The organism is Nakamurella lactea DSM 19367 (genome assembly GCF_000426645.1).
In the GTDB taxonomy this organism is placed as follows: domain Bacteria; phylum Actinomycetota; class Actinomycetes; order Mycobacteriales; family Nakamurellaceae; genus Nakamurella; species Nakamurella lactea.
On record NZ_KE384550.1, the window covers coordinates 99881 to 121015 of the forward strand.

General features: G+C 69.1%; 16 protein-coding genes. 11 read left to right on the forward strand and 5 right to left on the reverse strand.

The features are described from left to right. Positions 1-76 precede the first annotated feature (76 nt). Positions 77-823, reverse strand: a complete 747-nt coding sequence (locus K340_RS34770; protein ID WP_029138571.1) for a hypothetical protein — start codon at positions 821-823, stop codon at positions 77-79. Between the two features lie 446 nt (positions 824-1269). Between K340_RS34770 and K340_RS0124115 the strand changes: the two genes are divergently transcribed. The 4 genes from K340_RS0124115 (at position 1270) to K340_RS32995 (ending at position 5729) form a co-directional block, all read left to right on the forward strand. Further along, on the forward strand, positions 1270-2106 hold the full coding sequence (locus tag K340_RS0124115) for a lysozyme (protein ID WP_029138572.1): 837 nt from the start codon (positions 1270-1272) through the stop codon (positions 2104-2106). 283 nt (positions 2107-2389) lie between these two features. Beyond that, positions 2390-3640: an alkylhydroperoxidase domain protein gene (locus K340_RS35475; protein ID WP_029138573.1), complete on the forward strand. Its 1251-nt coding sequence runs from the start codon at positions 2390-2392 to the stop codon at positions 3638-3640. Positions 3641-3818: 178 nt separating this feature from the next. After that, positions 3819-4862, forward strand: coding sequence for a zinc-dependent alcohol dehydrogenase (locus K340_RS0124125; RefSeq protein ID WP_029138574.1), 1044 nt, complete (start codon positions 3819-3821; stop codon positions 4860-4862). Between the two features lie 60 nt (positions 4863-4922). Beyond that, positions 4923-5729, forward strand: a complete 807-nt coding sequence (locus tag K340_RS32995; RefSeq protein ID WP_051267496.1) for an IclR family transcriptional regulator — start codon at positions 4923-4925, stop codon at positions 5727-5729. A gap of 98 nt (positions 5730-5827) precedes the next feature. Here K340_RS32995 and epsC read toward each other — a convergent pair whose 3' ends face one another. The 3 genes from epsC to K340_RS0124145 form a co-directional block, all read right to left on the reverse strand. Further along, a complete protein-coding gene (gene epsC / locus K340_RS0124135; protein ID WP_051267498.1) occupies positions 5828-6430 on the reverse strand; it encodes a serine O-acetyltransferase EpsC in 603 nt (200 codons plus the stop codon). A 1-nt stretch (position 6431) separates the two neighbouring features. Beyond that, the gene (cysK, locus tag K340_RS0124140; protein WP_029138576.1) at positions 6432-7367 is read right to left on the reverse strand and encodes a cysteine synthase A; all 936 of its coding nucleotides are present in this window, start codon (positions 7365-7367) and stop codon (positions 6432-6434) included. A 141-nt stretch (positions 7368-7508) separates the two neighbouring features. Next, on the reverse strand, positions 7509-10163 hold the full coding sequence (locus K340_RS0124145; RefSeq protein ID WP_029138577.1) for a M14 family zinc carboxypeptidase: 2655 nt from the start codon (positions 10161-10163) through the stop codon (positions 7509-7511). A 507-nt stretch (positions 10164-10670) separates the two neighbouring features. Between K340_RS0124145 and K340_RS33000 the strand changes: the two genes are divergently transcribed. The 7 genes from K340_RS33000 (at position 10671) to K340_RS33010 (ending at position 19811) form a co-directional block, all read left to right on the forward strand. Beyond that, complete coding sequence (locus tag K340_RS33000; protein WP_051267500.1) at positions 10671-11891, forward strand: AI-2E family transporter; 1221 nt, start codon at positions 10671-10673, stop codon at positions 11889-11891. A gap of 1 nt (position 11892) precedes the next feature. Continuing rightward, on the forward strand, positions 11893-13422 hold the full coding sequence (locus K340_RS33005) for a CYTH and CHAD domain-containing protein (RefSeq protein ID WP_051267502.1): 1530 nt from the start codon (positions 11893-11895) through the stop codon (positions 13420-13422). 349 nt (positions 13423-13771) lie between these two features. Further along, positions 13772-15079, forward strand: a complete 1308-nt coding sequence (locus K340_RS0124160; RefSeq protein ID WP_245599711.1) for a sugar ABC transporter substrate-binding protein — start codon at positions 13772-13774, stop codon at positions 15077-15079. Next, positions 15055-15855: an ATP-binding cassette domain-containing protein gene (locus K340_RS0124165; protein ID WP_037366605.1), complete on the forward strand. Its 801-nt coding sequence runs from the start codon at positions 15055-15057 to the stop codon at positions 15853-15855. The genes K340_RS0124160 and K340_RS0124165 overlap by 25 nt, the downstream gene beginning before the upstream one ends. Then, complete coding sequence (locus K340_RS0124170; protein ID WP_029138580.1) at positions 15855-17303, forward strand: sugar ABC transporter permease; 1449 nt, start codon at positions 15855-15857, stop codon at positions 17301-17303. The genes K340_RS0124165 and K340_RS0124170 overlap by 1 nt, the downstream gene beginning before the upstream one ends. A 25-nt stretch (positions 17304-17328) precedes the next feature. Next, complete coding sequence (locus tag K340_RS0124175) at positions 17329-18525, forward strand: ROK family protein (protein ID WP_051267504.1); 1197 nt, start codon at positions 17329-17331, stop codon at positions 18523-18525. 182 nt (positions 18526-18707) lie between these two features. Then, on the forward strand, positions 18708-19811 hold the full coding sequence (locus K340_RS33010) for an intradiol ring-cleavage dioxygenase (protein WP_037366606.1): 1104 nt from the start codon (positions 18708-18710) through the stop codon (positions 19809-19811). A gap of 13 nt (positions 19812-19824) precedes the next feature. On the opposite strand, the gene K340_RS33015 is transcribed toward K340_RS33010, so the two are convergent. Further along, positions 19825-21129 carry an RNA polymerase sigma factor gene (locus K340_RS33015; protein ID WP_211229627.1) on the reverse strand — a complete coding sequence of 435 codons (1305 nt, stop codon included), beginning with the start codon at positions 21127-21129 and terminating at the stop codon, positions 19825-19827. Between the last annotated feature and the right edge of the window lie 6 nt (positions 21130-21135).

Consider the following 21135-nt stretch of genomic DNA (forward strand, 5'->3'; position numbering starts at 1 on the left):
CAGCCGGCCAACGTCAGCCGACCAACGTCACCCGCCCAACGTCATCCGGGCGGTCGAGCCCGGCCGGGTCTGACCGTTACTTCACGCTCTTGACCTCGCCACCGATCTTGGCCTGGATCCCCTTCGCGATGTCCTCGGGAGCGTCCTCACCGGACTTCGACCCCAGGGCGAACCAACCATCGCCCTCGACGTAGTAGAGCGCGCCGGTGCGGTCCAACGAGTCGCCGAACGCCTGGACCAGCGTCGACACTCCGCTGGGGTCCTTGGTCGAGGCCAGCAGGTACTCGACTCCGTCGACCTTGCACTGGGCGACGGCGATTGCGCCGGCCTTCGCCCCCGGCGTACCCGGCTTGGCCGCCCTCGCTTCCGGATCGGTGCAGCCGAGTTGCTTGGCCAGGGTGAGCAGACCGGCGACGGCACCGGCGGCCGCCGGGTCGGTGGCAGCCGCGGTGTCCGAGGACCCCTCCGGACCTGAGGATTCCGCGTCCGACGACGCGGCCGACGCCGCTGCCGAGTCCGATTCCGAAGTACCGTCGGACGATTGACCGGCGTCCGAGGATTCCGACCCGTCGGAATCCGACGACGCGTCACCGGATCCGGCCGAATCGGACCCGGATGCGTCGGTGCCACCACTGGCGTCCGCGCTGTCCGAGCCGGCCGACGACATGTCCGAAGTTCCGCCCGCGGCGTCGCTGGTCACGGCCGGGGCCGATGCGCCGGCCGAGGTCGAGCCTCCGCTGTCGTCAGCGGAGCAGCCGGCAAGGGCCAGCGCGGCGGCGGCCGTGGCGGCGGTCAACAAGCGGCGGATATTCGGAGAATTCATGAGCAGTCCTTCCTGCGGATTCTTGTCGGTGTCGTGTCGCTCATCCGGTCGGGACCTTACGTGCGGGGCAGCGCGGTGGCAGCGACACTGCCCGAAACACCGGGAATTGTCGGCAAGTTCACCCGTCGGTGGTCGACCGGGCCACCGGTCCCCGAATCACTCGTTCTGGCTAGGAGTGCGACCAGATGGTGGGGGTAGCCGGATGGGTAGTTGGCCCTGAGTGGAGGACACTCGGCCCAACCTCCGGCCAGACTCCGCGACGGCCGGACCGGCGTCGATCGACATCCACACAGCGTCACCATCGCGCACCGATCTGCGGTCGCGCCACCGTCCGCGCGCCCTTAGCGTCCGCTGCGACGGCCGAGCAGTCCGCCCGGCCGGGTCGCAGCAGGCCTCGGTCGGGGCCGCGATCCTACGGTTCTGCAACCGAAGGGATACCCAGCGGAATGAGGAACATGCGTTGGACGGCACGGGCTCTGCTCGCAGCCGCTATCACCGTGACCGTGGCCGTGAGCCCGGTGCAGGCCGCACCGGTGGCGGCGCCGCCGGCGCCTGATCCGGCGGCCCGGCAGCTCGAACCCGGACAGGCGTACCTGGGCTGGGACAGCCGGCCCACCGCGGCAGCGACCGCGGATCCGCGGTCGTCGGTCGTGGCGCCGGCGGCGTCGGTCGTGTACGGCATCGATGTTTCCGGCTGGCAGGGGAACGTGAACTGGGCCAGCTGGTGGAACGCCGGATTCCGGTTCGCCTACGTCAAGGCCACCGAAGGCACCGGCTACACCAACACCTACTTCACCCAGCAGTACAACGGTTCGTACAACCAGGGATTCATTCGCGGTTCGTACCATTTCGCCTTGCCGAACAAGTCCTCCGGAGCGACCCAGGCCGACTACTTCGTGAACCACGGCGGCGGCTGGTCGAGGGACGGCAAGACCCTGCCGGGTGTGCTGGACATCGAGTTCAACCCCTACGGCGCCACCTGCTACGGCCTGAGTCAGGCGTCGATGCGGTCCTGGATCTCCAGCTTCACCTCGCGCTACAAGTCACGCACCGGACGGGATGCCGTCATCTACACCAACACCAGCTGGTGGAAGTCCTGCACTGGTAACTCCGGCGCATTCGGTTCCACCAACCCGCTGTGGGTGGCGAACTACGCGACCTCGACGCCGCCGCTGCCCGCCGGCTGGGGCTACTACACGTTCCACCAGTACACCTCGTCGCCGCTGGACAAGGACAAGTTCAATGGCAGCTCCGCTCGACTGAAGGCGCTCGCCCTCGGCTGACCGGTTGACCGGTTGACCGGTTGACCAAGCGGACGACAATCGAACGTAGGCACGATCACCGCGGGTTCGGATCGCAGCGAGCACCGGCCGAACAGCGGCGAACAAGTGAACACAGAGCTGGCGCGCCGACCCCTCACCGGCACGCCGGAAGAAGGTGATCGCCTGGCGAGGCGGCTCGACCGGTGCGTCGAACCCTTTGTCGGGCGGTCACTTTCACCGTCGGTGCGGGCGTAGCCGACCTGCGGTCCGCCTCGCCGCTGCCCCGCTCCCTAGACTTCATCGGATGACGACGACTCCCGATGTGATCGATGCGCTGGCCAGGATCTCCGCCGGCCAGAAGTTGGACGAGATCCGCAGCCACCGGCCGGAGGCCAGGGCCAATGCGCAGGCCAGTTATCTGGCGTTGTTCGACGCCGCACCGACAACCGGGATGACGATTGCCGAGCGCTGGTCGGTCGCCGTTTTCGTGGCGCTGCTGCATCGCGACGCGGTGGCCGCGGAGCACTATCGCAGCGCGTTCACCGCAGCCGCACCGGCGGATGCGACAGCACTGCTGACGGCGGTCGTCGATGCCGCCGCGCAGGGCGCTGCCACCGGCCCGTTCGGCCACTATCAGGCGTCACCGCTGCAGGCCGAGAACACCGACGGGGTGCGGTTCAGCGTGTCTGCGACCGGACGGGCAGCCGTCGGCGATCAGCTGGCGGCCGCCCTGGAGCACGCCCACCTGCTGGTCTTCCGCCCCAGGGAGGCCGGCGAAGACCGGTTACGAGCCTTGGCCGACGCGGGCTGGTCCACCGACGCGATCGTCACCCTCTCGCAGCTGGTTTCGTTCCTGACCTTCCAGCTCCGGGTGGTGCACGGCCTGCGTATCCTCGGTTCCGCGGACCGGCCGGACACCGATTCCGCGGGGCTCGCTCCCGTCACCCCCGGCGCTGCCGACGCCGGCTCGTCGACCGACGACGAGATCCCCGATCGATTCACCCAGGACGAACTCGGGTGGAGTCCTTGGCTACCGCCCCTGCCGGCCGGCCGGCTCACCGAGCGGCACTGGGCCGGCCTGGTCGACCGGTCGCGGGCGAACAGCCCGTACTTCATGCTGCTCGCCCGCGACCCGGACATCCTGGGCGCCAGGACCAGGACCGACAAGGACATCTTCTACAACACGGCCGACGGCCTGCCGCGCGCGGACCGGGAGCTCGCGGCCGCGGCCACCAGCCGGTTCAACGGCTGCATCTTCTGCGCCTCGGTGCATTCCCGGTTCGCCAGCCACCATTCGCGTCGCGAGGCCGATGTGCAGCGGCTGCTGGACGATGGAGTGACGGCCGATCTCGGCGAGCGCTGGAACGCGATCGTCGCGGCATCGGTCGCCATGGCGCGCACGCCGGTCGCGTTCGGCGACGGGCAACTGGACGCACTGCGGGCCGCCGGTCTGGACGACGCCGAGATCGTCGACGTGATCAACGGTGCAGCATTCTTCAACTGGGCCAACAGGTTGATGCTGAGCCTTGGCCACCCGACTCGCCCTACCGGCTGACGCACTTGTCCGATCGTCCACCCGAGCAGGATCGTCGGCCGGGCTTGCTGACACCCGCCGAGTGATCTAGCCTTTGCTCAGGAACGTGAGTCTTTGTTCATGTATGTGAACTGCTCCGGCTCGGATGGTGCTTCCAGGTACATCGGATCTGACGATCCGGATCGGAAAGGTTACCCACATGCGGGCTCTGGTCCTGCGGAACGACTGGCAGCTGACGGTCGAGACCGTCAGCGACCCCGAGCCCGGGGCTGACGAGGTACTGCTGGACATCGTCGCAACCGGCATCTGCGGCTCGGACTTCCACGGGTTCAGCGGCGAGAACGGTCGGCGACAGCCCGGCCAAATCATGGGACACGAGACGGTCGGCCGGATCGTCGCGGTCGGATCCGCTGTGGCCGAAGGCTTTCCGATCGGCGCGCCGGCCACCGTCAACCCGGTGATCGGCTGCGGGCACTGCGCCAGCTGCGCCGCCGGGCAGCAGCCCTGGTGCCCGGACAAGCGGGTGATCGGCGTCGACCCGAGCATCAGCTCCGCGTTCGCCGAGCGGATGGTGGCGCCGGCCGCGAACGTGATCGTGCTGCCGGAGTCGATGCCGGTCGAGTACGGCGCGCTGATCGAGCCGCTGTCCGTCGGCTACCACGCCCTGAACCGCGGCCGGTGCCGGCCGGGTGACCGGGTACAGGTGATCGGCGGCGGCCCGATCGGACAGGCGTGCGTGCTGGCCGCCCAACGACTCGGCGCGAAAGCCGTTGCGGTCTCGGAGATGTCCGCATCCCGACGGGATCTGGTATCCGGGCTCGGCGCGGTGCCGATCGATCCGGCCGCCGCCGCCGACCTGCCCGCCGCCGTGGCCGAAGCACTCGGCGGGCCGCCCACCCTGATCGTTGATGCGGTCGGAACCCAACCGACGATCGCTGCCGCTTTCGCCTGCGCCCCATTGGGTTGCGGCATCGTCCTGGTCGGCATGGGCAGCCCCGAGCTGCCCCTGCCCGCCTTCGAGGTGTCCACCAAGGAGCGCTCGCTGATCGGCAGCTTCTGTTACACCGCAGCGGAATTCGCCGAGACCGCCGAGTGGGTCGGCACCGCTCCGCAGGTGCTGGCCGGCCTGATCGACGGCCGGGTCGGCATCGACGGCGCGCAGGACGCCTTCACCGAGTTGGCCAGGGGAACCAGCCCGGCCAGCAAGGTCCTGGTCTTCCTCGACGGCTCCGCCACGGCCTGATGAGAGCCGCCGGATGCGAGGCACGCCAGACATCCCCTCTGCGCCGACCGTATCCGGCCGATGAGTGAGCCCGGCCGGCCGCGCACCGACTCGGTGAAGTCCGCCGATCGGGCCCTGGCGATCATCGACTATGTCGGCGAGCGCGGCGACTTCTCCCTCGCCGAGGTGCTGCGTGACCTGGCGCTGCCACGGTCCAGCGCCCATGGTCTGCTGGCGACCCTGGTCGGCCGGGGCTGGTTGGAGCACGACGGCCAGACCCACCGCTACCGGCTCGGCCTGCGGGCCTGGTCGGTGGGCCAGACCTATACCGGCCACGTCGATGTGGCCCGAGTGGCCGAACCGGTGATGGACGAGCTGCGGGACCGGCTGGAGGAGACCATCCAGCTGGCCAGGCTGCAGGGCACCGAGAACGTCTACATCGCGATCAGCGAGGCCCGGCGCCCGATGCGGCTGGCCTCCTCGGTCGGCATGCGGCTGGATTCGCATGCGACCGGGATCGGCAAAGCCCTGCTGGCCCAACTCGATCCGGCCGAAGCGACCCGGCGACTCGGGTCCGGTCCGCTAGCTCGGCTCACCGACCGGACCATCGTCGATCCCGACCTGCTGGCAGCCGAGCTGGACCTGGTCCGGGAACGGGGTTGGGCGCAGGACACCGAAGAGTTCCTGCCCGGCTGCCGCTGCGTGGCGGTGCCGGTCTACAACGACGCCGCCGGCCTGATCGTCGCGTTGTCGGTGACGGCCCCGACCTCCCGGGTCGGCCCGGACTGGCCGACCGGTCCGCTGGCCGCGCTGAACGGGGCCGCGGCCACCATCCGGCAACGGATCGAGTTGATCACCGGCCGGCCGCACCGAGCGACCGAATCCTAGGGTGGCGACCCCGGGCCCGGCGCCCAGCAGCATCAGGAGGTCGCGGTCGGGGCCGGACAACCTCCCGTCGTCGTCCGCCATCGGCCGGCCCGCTGCCGTCAGATGAACAGGGCCGGGTCGGCCCATGGATCGTGCTCGTGGTCGCCGGGCAGGATCCGGGCCGCGACGCCGACCGCCACCTTGCCGGCGGCCACGTCCTTGACCACCACGGCGTTGGCGCCGATCTTCACGTCGTCCCCGATGGTCACCGGGCCGAGAATCTTGGCGCCGGCACCGATCAGCACCCGGTCGCCGACGGTGGGGTGACGTTTGCCCTTGCTCATCGAGATCCCGCCGAGGGTGCTGCCGTGGAACATCACCACGTCGTTACCGACCTCGGCCGTCTCACCGATCACCACCCCCATGCCGTGATCGATGAAGAACCGTCGGCCGATCACGGCGCCGGGGTGAATCTCGATGCCGGTCAGCGCGCGGGAGAAATGCGCCAGAAGTCGGGCCGGCAGCTTCAGCACGCTGCCGGCATTCCATACCCGGTGCGCGATCCGGTGGGCCCACAACGCATGAACGCCGGGGTAGCACAGGGCGATCTCGAGCAGCGACCGGGCCGCCGGATCCCGTTCCCTGGCGGTCCGAAGATCCTCGAACACCAGCCGCCGCACGGTGAGCCGCCCGGGGCCGGCAGCGGCCTCGGGGACCGTCATGTCAGTCGACCAGACCCTCGAACAGGATGGTGGACAGGTAGCGCTCGCCGAACGACGGGATGATCACCACAATGGTCTTGCCGGCGAACTCGTCCCGGTGGGCGATGTCGTTGGCCGCGGCCAGCGCTGCGCCGGACGAGATGCCGACCAGCAGCCCTTCCTCGGTCGCCGCCCGCCGCGCCCAGCGCACCGATTCCTCGGCGGTGATGTCCAGCACCTCGTCGTAGATGCCGGTGTCGAGGATCTCCGGGACGAAGTTCGCGCCGAGGCCCTGGATCTTGTGTCCGGCAGCCTTGCCGCCGTTGAGGATCGGCGATTCGGCGGGTTCCACCGCGAACATCTTCACGGTTGGCTTGCGTGCCTTGAGCACCTGGCCCACCCCGGTGATGGTGCCTCCGGTGCCGATGCCGGCGACCACCGCGTCGACCGCGCCGTCGGTGTCGTTCCAGATCTCCTCCGCGGTGGTCTCCCGGTGCACCCTCGGGTTCGCCTCGTTCGCGAACTGCCGGGCCAGGATCGAGCCCGGGCGCTCCGCGGCGATCTCCTCGGCCTTCTGCACCGCCCCGGACATCCCGCCGGCGGCCGGCGTCAGCACCAGCTCGGCGCCGAAGGCGCGCAGCAGTGCCCGCCGTTCCCTGCTCATCGAGTCGGGCATGGTGAGCACCACCCGGTAGCCGCGGGCGGCGCCGACCATGGCCAGCGCGATACCGGTGTTGCCGCTGGTGGCCTCGACGATGGTGCCGCCGTCCGCGAGCTCTCCCGAGGCCGCGGCGGCATCGATGATCGACACCCCGATCCGGTCCTTGACCGAGTTGGCCGGGTTGTAGAACTCCAGCTTCGCCAGTACGGTCGCCGCGGCGCCGTCGGTGATCCGGTTCAACCTGACCAGCGGGGTGCGACCCACCAGCGCGGTGACATCGTCGTAGATCTGAGCCATCGGAACACTCTCCTGATCCAATTTGCATCGGTGGATTGCCCTGCTACCCACCGATACTGGCATCACCGTCAGCCGGACACCACCTCGGCGTCGCCCGTGACCGACACGGACGACGCCGGGGTGTGCATTCCCACAAGTGGGTCAGGAACCGGACAGCACCGCCCCGACCTCCTTCGACGGGCCCTGGTAGAGGGCGTTGAACACCATCGTGATCGTCGCTCGGGACCAGGTGCGGAAGCTCAGCTGGCTTCCGGCCACCACCACGTGGCCCGCTCCGATATCGAAGGTGACCACATCGGAGGCACCCTGCAACACTTCGTCACCACTGGCGTACCCGCTGCGCAGCAGTGACTTTCCCTTCGGATACCCGGAGGCGATGTGCGCCTTGCTGTCGTCCAGCACCTGGAACGCCGCGTCCTGGTTGAACCAGATCGGCCACTCCTGCGGCATGCCCCAGGCAACCGGATCGCTGGTGTCGAAGGTGGCGTCCATCAGCGAACCGGGGACGAAGAACGCGTCCTGATCCTTGGGCACCACATTCTTGATCGGCAGGTCCAGCAGCTCCCGGGCAGTCTCGGAGGCGTTGCCCAGCGCCACCAGGTTGCCGCCGTCCTGGACGAAGTTCCGCAACTCGTTCCAGCCGGCGTCGCCGACCCCGGCCGCCCAGGCGAACTCCTCGGGATACTTGGTGGTGTCGATCCCGTTGACCAGCTTCGACTTCGTGATGCCGGCCGGCAACAGGATCGTGTCGAACTTGTCGTTCAGGTCGCCCTTGAAGTCGTCGGCGCCGATCTGGGTGAAGTTGATCCCGTACTGGTCGAACAGCCACCACAGCCAGCCGCCCGGCATGTTGTTGATACCGCGGACCATGCCGATCCGGGTGCCGGCCTTGAGCTCGAAGCCGGCCACCTTCGGCGCCTTGGCCACCGCGTACACCGGGATTCCGGTCGCCTTCGCCGCCTTCGCGAGCGCCACCTTCGCCTCCCGGGTCGGCGGCACCACCAGGGTTCCGGCGGCGAACGTCGTCCCGGCTGCGGTGAACGATTCCGACGCGCGGAACGTCGGCACCCCGGCGTCCTGCAGACTTCCCAGATACTGCCCGACGCCGTACGAAGTGGTCGGCACGAGGTACGCGCCCTTCGGTGGCGCCGGCACCGAGACCTTGTCGGGCGCGACCTTCTTCACCTGGCTCAGGGCGGCCCGGAACGGTTGATCGACGGTGTCGACGGTGACCCCGAACAGCATCCACAGCGTCTGGCCGGCCACGTCGTACGGCTTGATGATCGGGCAGGTGGCACAGGATCGGATCTCCGGGTAGTCCCAGACCTTCAGCAGCATGTCGGCCCAGCGGCCGAACCGCTGGTTGAGCCGGATGACGTAGCTGCCGGCCGCGTACTCCTTGCCACCGGCGGTGAACGGCTTGTCAGCGCGATCGATCTGCACCTCACCGGTCTGCATGATCTTCAACAGGTCGTAGGTCGCGTACGGGTCGCGCTGCTCGGCCGGGATCACGTAGGCGAAGGCACCGTCGGTGCGCTGCACGCTGTCCCTGGCCGCCTGGTACTGGTTGTACAACAACTGCTCGCCGCGCAGGGACACGTTCTCCATGTTGGCGTACGCCGCCGTCTTCGCGTAGTCGACGATCTGCCGCAGGCTCCAGGTGGCCTTGTCGTACGGTTCGACGAATCGGGTCAGCTGCTGCTGCGACCCGAGGGGCTTGCCGTCGGCCGAGGTGTAGGTGTACGCCAGGTCCTTGGCCGCAGCGATCTCGGTGAGGACGTTCGGCACGCCGTGGTACGGCTCGTACCAGACGGACGGGATCCACCAGTCGTAGGTGGAGTTCCAGCTGACGCCCTTCTTGCCGGACGCGGTCAGCGCGTTGGCCATCTCCATGCCGAGCGCGCTGGTCTGCTGGACCACCTTCGGATCGATGCTCGGATCGAACGGGTCCTTGTACGGCGGAGTGAAGATCCGGTCGCCGGTTGCCCCCATCTGGTGCATGATGTGCACCGATGACGGCCGGAACTTGCTCATCAGTTCCACGTAGTAATGGGGTTCGACCTGCGTGAAGGTGAACCAATCGCGGTTGTCGTCGTGGCCGGTGTACTTGTGGTAGAGATCGGGATAGACCCGGGCGAGATCGGTGCCGGCCGTCTTGTTGAAGTAGTCGGTGACCAGCTTGTCGCCATCCGGATTCTGCGAAGGCACCACGACGATGATGGAATTGTCGAGCACCTGCTCGGTGAAGTCTGAATTCTCGGTGGCCAACCGGTAAACCATATCCACCATCGCCTGCACGTTGCCGACCTCGGTGGAGTGGATCCCTGCCTGCAGCAACAGGATCGGCACGCCCTGCTTGGCGAGGGCACGAGCCTTGGCATCCGTCAGCCCGGTGGGGTCGGCCAGCCGCTGGCTGATGTCCACGTACTTGTCGAGCTTGGCAAGGTTCTTCGGCGAACTGATCGTCAGGTAGACGTAGTCGTTGCCCATGGTGGTCTTGCCGGCGACGTGGTAGTCGACCCGGTTCGACCGGTCGGCGTTGAGCTTGAGGTAGCTCATCATCTTGTCGTGCCCGGCGAGTTTGCCCTCGTCGCCGATGGTGAACCCGAAGTACTGCTGGGGATTCGGGATCTTCTTCGTGGTGGCAGCGGCCGCCGGGGCGGCGGCCGCCGGCGAAACGGCGACACTCTCGACGGCGGGCTCAGGTTGCGCGTTGACAAACCATGAGGACCCGAGGCCGAGGGTCGCTGCGGCGGCAATGGCCACCGCGGCGGTGCGGATTCGGAACGAACGCATTGCTGTTCTCTCCTTCGGGAAACGTTCGGCGGGTAGGGCGAACGACCAGGATCGGGAAGGCAGTGGTAAACGCCGCCGCAGCAACAGCTTTGACAGGCGACGAGCATCGTCGAAGGTTGATCGTCAACCATCGCCGCCGCGTTGAACAATGGCTCACGGCCATCCGGTGCATTCTCTGAGGTTTAACTGAGGTCCGGAGGTTGAATACGGTGCGTCATGGTCGAGATGAACCGGCGAGGAATTCAGCGCGGACCCACCGCTGAGAGGCCCGCATTTCGCCCTCGAGCGAACAGCGAGTCAACACCCTGCGCCGACCGGGTGGTTGAGGCAGCACCTGGGATCACCCACCGGTCCGGATCGCCGGTCAGACGGACCGGCGGCGGCACCGGGCCCCGTCGCCCGGAAAGGTCGGCCGGACCGGCGCGAAACGCCCGCTTCGAACGGTCGGTTCGCTAACCTCCACTGCAGGTAGCCGGCCCACCCGCCGGCGACGACGACCGGAGGATCATGAGCGAGCGCCACGACGAGGGACAGCCGCCACCCGGCCCGGTCCCCGCCCGCAAGCCCCGTCCGGAACGGCTCACGCCCGAACCCCGGCACGTCGCCTACCCACTGACGGTGGCTGCCGGCTGGTCATGGCGGTTCCTGCTGGTGGCGGCCGCCGTCGCGGTACTCGTGGTGGCGCTGCGGACGGTCAGCATGGTGGTGGTGCCGCTGGCCGTCGCCATGCTGATGACGGCGCTGCTGGCGCCGGTCGCCCGATTCCTTCGGGAGAAGTGGCACTTCCGCGGCGCGCTGGCCACCTTCTGCACGGTGTTCGGCTTCATCGCGCTGGTGGCCGGGCTGTTGACGTTCGCGGGTACCCAGATCGTCAGCGGCATGTCGGGCATGCTGGAGCAGGCGAAGGCAGGGCTGGCCAAGATCGTCGATTGGCTGCACACCGGCCCGTTGCAGCTGTCGCAGGAACAAGTGCAGGACTACATCGACAAGGCCAAGGCCGCCTTCAGCGGGGACGGTGCGTCGAGCTGGGTCAGCCGGGGCACCGAGTGGGCGGGCTCGGCCGGACACTTCCTGGCCGGCATCCTGATCGCGCTGTTCGCCACCTTCTTCTTCCTTTCCCAGGGCAAGCAGATCTGGGGCTTCCTGGTGAGCCTGATGCCCACGGCGGCCCAGGAGCCCACCTTCCAGGCCGGGCGCCGCGGCTGGGTCAGCCTGTCGTCGTACATCCGGGTGCAGGTGTTGGTGGCCGCCGTCGACGCGGTGGGCATCGGCATCGGGGCAGCCATCCTCCGACTGCCGTTCGTGATCGCGTTGGCGTTGCTGGTGTTCCTCACCTCGTTCATCCCGATCGTCGGTGCGATCGCCTCGGGCGCGGTGGCCGTGCTGGTCGCGCTGGTCACCCACGGGCCGGTGTCGGCGCTGGTGATGCTGGGTGTGGTGCTGCTGGTGCAGCAGCTGGAATCGCATGTGCTGCAGCCGTTCCTGATGGGCAGGGCGGTGGCGCTGCATCCGCTCGCGGTACTGCTAGCGGTGGTGATCGGTTCGTCACTGCTGGGTATCGTCGGGGCATTGTTCGCGGTGCCGTTGCTGGCCGTCGCGAACACTGTGATCCGCTATTACCACGGCTACGACCCGTTCCCGGAACTCGGGAGCGAGCCGATGCCCGAGTCGGCCAGGGCACGCCGATTGCGGGTGCCGGCCGATCCCGACGACGCGGTAGAGGAATGACGTGACCGGTCCGACGCAGCCGACGTTCCACCTGGAGATCGAGACCAAGCTCGAGGTGGACGCCGACGCGGTGCTGCCGGACCCGTTGCGGTCCAAGGCAGTTCGCAAGTCCGGCCTGGTGACGGCGGCGCCGCCGGTAACGCACACGCTGGACGCCACCTACTACGACACCGAGCGACTCGATCTGCTGCGCTCGAAGGTCACGCTGCGCCGACGGACCGGCGGTGACGACGCCGGCTGGCACCTGAAGCTGCCGGGCGGTGCGGCGGCGGCCGGCGCCAGAACCGAGGTCCAGCTGCCGCTGGGGCGAAGCGGCGGTGTCCCGGCCGAGCTGGCCGAGCTGGTCCGCGGCACCGCCCGGGGCCGCGAACTGAAGCCGGTTGCCCGCTTGCAGAACACCCGCACCGTGATCCGGCTGCTGGACTCCGACGGCGCCGAGGCCGTCGAGATCGCCGACGACCTGGTGACCGCCACCCGGCCTGGCGACGACCGGGTCGATCGCTGGCGGGAGGTAGAGGTCGAGCTGATCAACGGCGATGCCGACCAGCTCGCCGCGACGGTGACGGCGTTGACCGATGCCGGCGCCCGGCCGGCCGGCCGGGCTTCCAAGCTGGCCAGAGCGCTGCCGTTGCCGGCGGTCGCCGGCCCGAAACCGAAGTCCGCCGCGGCCGCCATCGTCGGCGCGCTGACCCGGCACCGGGACAAGCTGATCACCACCGATCGGGCGCTGCGGCAACGCACCACCGACGCGGTGCACGACGCCAGAGCGGCCGCCCGCCGGATCAGGTCGGTGCTGCGGGTGTACGAGGCGCTGTTCACCGGCGAGTCGGTGGATTCGGTGCGGGATCGGCTCCGCGAGCTCGGGCAGGCGCTGGGCGTGGCACGGGATCTCGACGTGGTCGGGACCAGGGTCGCCGCCGGGCTGACGGAGGAGCCCGAGGAGTTCGGCCGGGCCTCGGGCGCCCTCATCCGGGCCGAGCTGGAGCGCCGCTCGGCGGCGGCCCTTGAGCTGCTGCAGGTCCACATCGACAGCCCCGAGTACCTGCAGTTGCTCCGGGACCTGGACGAGTTCCTGGTGCACCCGCCGCTCACCAGGCGCGGCAACCGGGCGGCCGCCGCCGAGTTGCCGTTGCAGCTGGGCCGGGCCTGGCGTCGGCTCCGGGCGCTGGCCGACGCCGCGCTGGCCGATCCGGACAACAGCCACGCCGTGCACGCCGTCCGCAAGGCGGCCAAGACCGTGCGGTACGCCGCGGAGTCGACGATCGGGGTGCTCGGCGACGACGCGGTGCTGTTCGCCGCGGCGCTGGAAGAGGTCCAGGAGGTGCTCGGCGAGTACCAGGATGCCCAGATCACCGCCAGAATGCTGGTCGAGGTGGCGGCCGGTCCGGACACCGACGGCATCGCCGGCTTCACCTTCGGCCGACTGCACGCCATGGAGCAGGCGATCGCGGCCGGCGCGATCGAGGACTTCGCCGACGCCTGGGACCGGGTCGACGATGCCGATCTGGCCATCGCGCTCGGCCAGGACTGATCCCGCGGTCCTCGGCCAGAACTGATCCCGCCGTCCTGGACCAGAACTGATCCCGCCGTCCTCGGCCAGGACTGATCCCGCAGTCCTCGGCCAGGACTGATCCCGCCGTCCTGGACCAGAACTGATCCCGCCGTCCTCGGCCAGGACTGATCCCGCCGTCCTCGGCCAGGACTGATCCCGCCGTCCTGGACCAGAACTGATCCCGCCGTCCTCGACCAGAACTGATCCCGCCGTCCGGGACGCGTGCGGCGAATCGATTTCCTGCGACACGATTCGGTAACAGCTTCATGTGAGCTCGGGGGAGTTCCCATTTTGTGGGCCTATGTTCGTGCCGGGAACAATCCCCTGCATGACGCGGCGAGAGCCGTCAGCCGTGCCACCCAACGACGGGAAGGCAAGTACTCCGATGCGCAAAGCCACCATTTCCATCTCGGCCCTGGTCGCTGCAGCGACCCTGGTGCTCACCGGCTGCGGTTCCGATGCGGGCACCGGGAACACCACCAGCGCTGCGGCGAACTCCCCCGCGGCCGGCGCCACCACCGCGTCGGAGACAGCCACCGGCGAAACCTCCACCGGTGCCGAGTCGTCGGCCTCCAGCGCCGGATCCGAGACGTCGGCATCGAGCGCCGGATCCGAGTCCTCGGGCGCGGGCGTGACGGGCAAGGTCGGGGTGATCCTGCCGGACACCACCAGTTCCACCCGGTACACGCTGTACGACGCCCCGCTGCTGACGGCGGCCTTCAAGGACGCCGGCGTCGAAGCCGACGTGCAGAATGCCGGCGGTAGCACCGCGAAGTACACCACCATCGCGCAGAGCATGATCGGCGCGGGCGTCAAGGTGCTGATCATGGATTCGATCGACCCGACGTCGGGCGCGGCGGTGGAGGCGATGGCGAAGAAGGCCGGCATCCAGGTGATCGACTACGACCGGGTGAACCTGGGTGGCAGCGCCGACTACTACGTCTCTTTCGACAACGAGCTGGTCGGCAAGCTTCAGGGCCAGACCCTGGTGACGTGTCTGGCCGACGCCAAGATCACCGACCCGCAGATCATCGAGATGGACGGCGGCACCGACGTCGACAACAACGCGGTGCTGTTCAAGTCCGGGGCCCAGTCGGTGCTGAAGCCGTTGCAGGACCAGGGAAAGCTCAAGATCGTCTCCGACTCGGTGGTCAAGGGCTGGAACGTGAACGAGGCCGCCCCGACGTTCACCCAGGCGCTGACCGCCAACGGCAACAAGGTTGACGGAGTGCTCGCGGCGAACGACGACATCGCCAACGCGGTGATCGGCGTGCTGAAGGCCAAGGGTCTGGCCGGCAAGGTCCAGGTCACCGGCCAGGACTCCGGCGTCGTCGGCCTGCAGAACATCCTGAACGGCAACCAGTGCATGACGGTCTTCAAGAACGTGAAGCTGGAGGCCGAGGCGGCTTCGAAGTTGGCGATCGCCCTGATCAAGGGCGAGGATCCGGCAGCTGCCGGGATCAAGGTTGCCAGCTTCGATGATCCCAAGGGCAAGCGCACGATGAAGGCGGTTCTGCTGACGCCGCAGGTGATCACCATCAAGAACGTGCAGGACGTGGTGACGGCCGGCGCGCTGACGGCGGCCCAGATCTGCAAGGGCATCGAGGCCAAATGCACGGCGGCGGGCGTCAAGTAGTGGCCGACCCCATTCTCGAAACACGTGACCTGAACAAGAGTTTCGGCGCCGTCCAGGTGCTGCACGACGTCAGCATCTCGGTCTATCCGGGCCAGGTGACGGCGTTGGTCGGCGACAACGGCGCCGGCAAGTCCACCTTCGTCAAGTGCATCGCCGGCATCAACAGCATCGATTCCGGCGAGGTGCGGTGGCAGGGAAAGCCTGTCACCGTTCACGATCCGCGGGAGGCGGCCGCGCTGGGTATCGAGTTCGTCTACCAGGATCTTGCGCTGGCCGACAACCTGACCATCACCCAGAACATGTATCTGGGCCGGGAGATCCGGCGCGGCGGGTTCCTGGTGAACGGCGAGATGGAACGCAAGGCCAGAGAGGTGCTGACCGGGCTGTCGGTGCGGACCGTCAGCTCGGTCCGGCAGCTGGTCGCCAGCCTGTCGGGCGGGCAGCGGCAGACGGTGGCGATCGCGAAAGCCGTGCTGTGGAACAGCAAGGTGGTCTTCCTGGACGAGCCGACGGCCGCGCTCGGCGTCGCGCAGACCCGCCAGGTGCTCGACCTGGTGCGCCGGCTGGCCGACAACGGGCTCGGCGTCGTGCTGATCTCGCACAACATGAACGATGTGATGGAGGTGGCCGACCGGGTGGTGGCGCTGTACCTGGGGCGGGTGGCCGCGGAAGTGAGCAGGTCGGACACCAGCGTGACCCAGATCGTCGAGTTGATCACCACCGGGCGCAGCGGCGACATCGGGCTGAGCCGGGCCACCGCGAGCGAGAGCATCTGATGACCGACGAACCGAAGCTCGGCAAGAGGCCGGTGGCCGGGCCGGCTGCGGGTCCGGACTCCTTCCTGGGCAAGGACTCCGCGTTCGCCCTTGACGACGAGCCACTGTCCATCGGGCACGCGATCCGCAGCTATGTCAACCGGTTGCGCACGGGCGATCCCGGGGCACTGCCGTCCATCCTCGGACTGCTGGTGCTCGGTTTCATCTTCTCCAGGGTCAGCGACCAGTTCCTGAGCCTGAACAACATCGGCAACCTGCCAGGGCAGAGCGCGTACATCGCGGTGATCGCCCTCGGCCTGATCTTCGTGCTGTTGCTCGGCGAGATCGATCTGTCGGCCGGCACCGCCGGTGGCGTCTGCGCGGGATTCGCCGCGCAGGCGCTGTTCTCCGGCGGCCTGAAGAACGGCGTGTCCGGCGCGTTGTTCTGGACCCTGGCCTGCTTCATGGTGCTGTCGCTGCTGCTGGGCGTCTGGCTGAAGGCCTGGACCGGCGCAGCCGTGGTGCTGATCGGGTTGCTGATCCTCACCTTCGGGCTGGAGAAGCACGTGCTCGGCGCGATGTTCTTCGCCGTCACCCTGGGAACGGCCATCGGGATCTTCACCGGATGGCTGGTCGCCAAGGTCGGCATCCCGAGCTTCGTGGTGACGCTGGCGCTGTTCCTGGCCTGGCAGGGCGTGCTGCTGTTCGCCCTCAACTCGCAGCCGGTCGGCATCCAGAGCTACCCGTACTGGTACGGGTTGGCGAACAACAACATGTCGAACACCTGGAGTTGGGTGTTCACCATCGTGCTGGTCGGCGGCTACCTCGGTTACACGCTGCTGCGCGCCATCCGGGCCCGGGCCAAGGGGCTGATCGCCGAGTCGATGGCGCTGGTACTGGTCCGCGGCGGGCTGCTCGCCGCGGTCGGCGTCGTCATCACCATCCTGGCCTGCCAGGACCGCAACCCCAACGTCGGTTTCCCGATCTCCGGCATCCCGTGGGCGATGAGCATTCCGATCGTGCTGATGATCGCCGCCACCATTGCGCTGACCAAGACCCCGTGGGGCCGGCACCTCTTCGCCACCGGTGGCAACGCCGAGGCCGCCCGCCGGGCCGGCATTGACGTGGTGCACATCCGGGTGACCGCGTTCACCGTCTGCAGTTCGTTCGCGGCGCTCGGCGGCATTTTCCTGTCGTCCAGCACCGGCGGCGCGCAACTGGACCTGGGTGCCGGCAACATCCTGCTGTTCGCGGTGGCCGCTGCGGTGATCGGCGGCACCTCGCTGTTCGGCGGGCGAGGGAAACCGCGGGACGCGATCATCGGCGCGCTGGTCATCGCCATCATTCCCAACGGGATCGGCCTGAAGCCCAGCCTGCCGGCTCAATGGCAGACGGTGATCACCGGAGCGGTCCTGCTGATCGCCGCCACCGTCGATGCGCTGTCCCGGAGGTCGTCGTCACGCCGGTGATTCGACCGTCGAGATACTCAGGCCCATGCGAAGAGAATCGATCACCCGACCGGCGGTGGCCCGACCGGACGAGATCCGCGGCCGGAATCTGACATCGCTGCTCACCCTGGTGCACCACGAGGGCCCGCTGAGCCGTGCGGAGCTCACCGGTCGGCTGGGCCTCGGCCGGTCGACCATCGGCGCGCTGGTCGGCGAACTCGATGCGCAAGGGCTGGTCCGGGTGTCGGTGCCCAGCGGCGGCTCGCAGACCGGGCGGCCGTCACACGTCGTCGGCCCGCATCCGGACGGGCCGTGCGTGCTCGCCGTCGACCTCACGGTCGACAACACCAGCATCGCCACCGTCGGCATCGGCGGCAGCATCCGGCGGCGTTGGACGTCGCCGGGTGCCGCGGATCCGCTGACCCCTGGCCTGGTCGCCGCCCGGATCGGCGCCATCCTCGAGTCGCTCGGCCGGCAGCACCCGGCGGTGCGGCCGGTGGGCATCGGGCTCAGCGTGCCGGGCACCGTCGACCGGCACACCGGCCGGATCGGGGTCGCCCCGAACCTCGGCTGGCACGACGTCGACCTCCGGGCGCTGTTGCCGCCCGACGTGCCGGTGTCGGTCGGCAACGATGCGGACCTGGCCGTGCTGGCCGAACACATCCGCGGCAACGGCCGGCACTGCGACGACCTGGTCTTCCTGATCGGGCGGTCCGGCGTGGGGGCCGGCATCATCGCCGGCGGGCTGTCGCTGCTGGGCACGGCCGGCCGGGCCGGCGAGATCGGCCACAACGTGATCGATCCGGCCGGCCCACCGTGCCACTGTGGACAGCGCGGCTGCCTGGAGACCTTCGTCGGCCAGGACGCCCTGCTGGCCGCCGCCGGCCTGCCGGCCAGCGGCAGCGGCGGTGATGTTGCCATCGTGTTCAACCGGGCGCGCAACGGCGAGCGGCGGTCGCTGGCCGCGGTGCAGCAGGCCGCCGCTTCGCTCGGCGAGGCGGTGGCGGTGCTGGCGAACCTGCTGGATCCGCAGCGGGTGCTGGTCGGCGGGATCTTCGACCGGCTGCTGGCCGATCAACGCTCCCGGATCGAGCATTCCCTGCAGGCCAGATCGTTGGACACGTCGGTGGAGCTGCAGGGGCCCGGTCTGGGCGCCGACTCGGCGCTGATCGGCGCGGCCGAAATCGCTTTCGAGCACCTGCTCAACGATCCGCTGGCAGTCCGGGGCATCGCGCACCGGTAGCCATCAACGAACGGCCCCTGGCGCGCCTTCGGTCCCCGGACGCACAACGGACACACAGCAGACACCCGGGTGGCAACCAGTTCCGTGCTTCAGGATGGGGCGTGCCTCAGTCGCCGAGCGGCCCGGTCCTCGGCCGTTCGACCGGCACCACCGTTTCGACGAGTCCAGCCAGGGAGACGCACATGTCGAGCCAGTACCCCCAGCAACCGGCCGAATATCAGGGACGCCGACTTCCCCGCCCGGAGGAGGAGCTGGTGGATCAGGGGCTGGCCTTCGACGTCGGCACGCTGATCGGCCGGCGACGTGCCCTGCAGCTGTTGGGGCTGGGCGCAGCGGCGGTGGGTCTGGCCGCCTGTTCGTCGCCGGCTGCCGACTCGTCGACGACCCTCCCGGCATCGAGTCAGGGATCGCCAGCGGCCGCCGGGTCGGACGGCGCGTCGGCGGCCGGGTCTGCCGGATCGGCGGCTACCGGATCGACGGCAACCGGATCGACGACAACCGGATCGACGGCGGCAGGATCGACGGCGGCAGGTGACCTCACCGAGATCCCGGACGAAACGGCCGGTCCCTACCCGGGTGACGGTTCGAACGGGCCGGACGTCCTCGAGACCAGCGGCGTGGTGCGCACCGACCTCCGCAGCAGCTTCGGCACCGGCTCGGCTACGGCCGAGGGGATACCGATGACGCTGACCCTCACCATCCTCGACATCGCCAACGGCGGCGCACCGTTCGCGGGTGTCGCGGTCTACGTCTGGCACTGCAACCGCGACGGCGCGTACTCGCTGTACGGAACGGGGCTCGAGGACGAGAACTACCTGCGGGGAGTGCAGATCGCCGACGACGCAGGGCAGGTGACGTTCAGCAGCATCGTCCCGGCCTGCTATTCCGGGCGGTGGCCGCACATCCATTTCGAGGTGTACCCGGACCGGGCGAGCATCATCGACAGCACGAAAGCGATTGCCACGTCCCAGGTCGCGTTGCCCCAGAACATCTGCGATCAGGTGTACGCCACATCCGGGTACGAGCAGTCGGTGACCAACCTGAAGCAGGTGACGCTTTCGTCCGACAATGTCTTCGGTGACGACTCGGGAGTCCACCAGATCGCCACCGTCACCGGCGATGTCGCATCGGGCTTCGCCGTCGCGCTGACCGCGCCGGTGGACACCACCACCGAACCGACCGGCGGAAGCGCCCCGGCCGGCGGCGGTGGCGGGCCGGCCGGCGGCGGTGGCGGGCCCGGTGGAGACGGCGGAGCCGCGGGGACTTCGTCGGCAACGAGCAGCTGACTGCTTCCGGGGCTCACTGCGGATCGGCGCCGGCGCCGATCGCGGCCGCCCGGCCGCGCAGCAGGACACGTTCCTGTTCGTTGCGGGTCAGCGCGGCCGCGGCCTCGAACTGCTCGGCGGCTTCCGCGTTCCGGCCGGCCCTGGCCAGCAGGTCGCCGCGGACCGCCGGCAGCTGCGGGTAATCGGCCAGCGCCGGCGCATCGACGTTGGCCGCCAGGGCCTGCAGTCCGGCCTCGGGCCCCTCGGCCAGCCCGATCGCCATCGCTCGGTTGAGCTCCACCACGGGTGACGGCCACACACCCGCCAGCACCTCGTACAGGTCGGCGATCCGTGTCCAGTCGGTGCCCCGATAGTCCCCCGCGGTCGCGTGGCAGGCGGCGATCGCCGCCTGCACGGTGTACGGACCGACGGGTTCGCCGGTGGCGCCCGCCCGGTCGAGCGCGGCCAGGCCGCGGCGGATCAACAACCGATCCCAGCGGCCGCGGTCCTGATCCTGCAGCAGCACAGGGGTTCCGTCCGGTCCGAGCCTGGCCGGCTGCCTGGCAGCCGTCAGCTCCATCAGGGCCACCAGTCCGTGCGCCTCGGCCCGGCCGGGCAGCAGGTCGGCCGTCAGCCGCCCGAGCCGCAACGCCTCCCCGGTCAGTTCCGGGCGGATCCAGTCGTCACCGGCGGTGGCGCTGTAGCCCTCGTTGAACACCAGGTAGATCACCTCGAGCACCCCGCCCAGCCGCTCCGCGAGCTGCTCGCGAGGTGGCAGCTCGAACCGGACGTCGTTGTCCCGCAATGCCTTCTTCGCCCGGGAGATGCGCTGCCCGGCCAGCGCTTCGCCGATCAGGAAGGCCCGCCCGATCTCGTCGGTGCGCAGCCCGGCCAGGCAGCGCAGGGTGAGCGCCACCCGCGACGACATCGGCAGCACCGGATGGCAGGCCGTGAACAGCAACCGCAGCACGTCGTCACCGATGTGATCGTCGATGGCGTCGTCGATCCGGTCCCGGTCGTCGACCGCCGACGGCAGCTCCCGGGCCAACCTCGAGACCGCCCTGTTGTGCACGGCCTGACGCCGGAATCCGTCCACCGCACGGTTCTTCGCCGTCGTCATCAGCCAGCCGGCCGGGTTCGGCGGGATCCCGCGCCGCGGCCACTGTTCCAACGCGGCCACCAGGGCGTCCTGGGCCAGTTCCTCCGCCGCCCCGACGTCGCCGGTGATCCGGGCAAGGCCGGCGATCAGCCGGGCGGATTCGATCCGCCACACCGCCTCGATCGCGCGCTGCCCGGCGGACGGGGGAACCCGGTCCGCCGTCGTCGATGGTCCGGACAAGCGCGA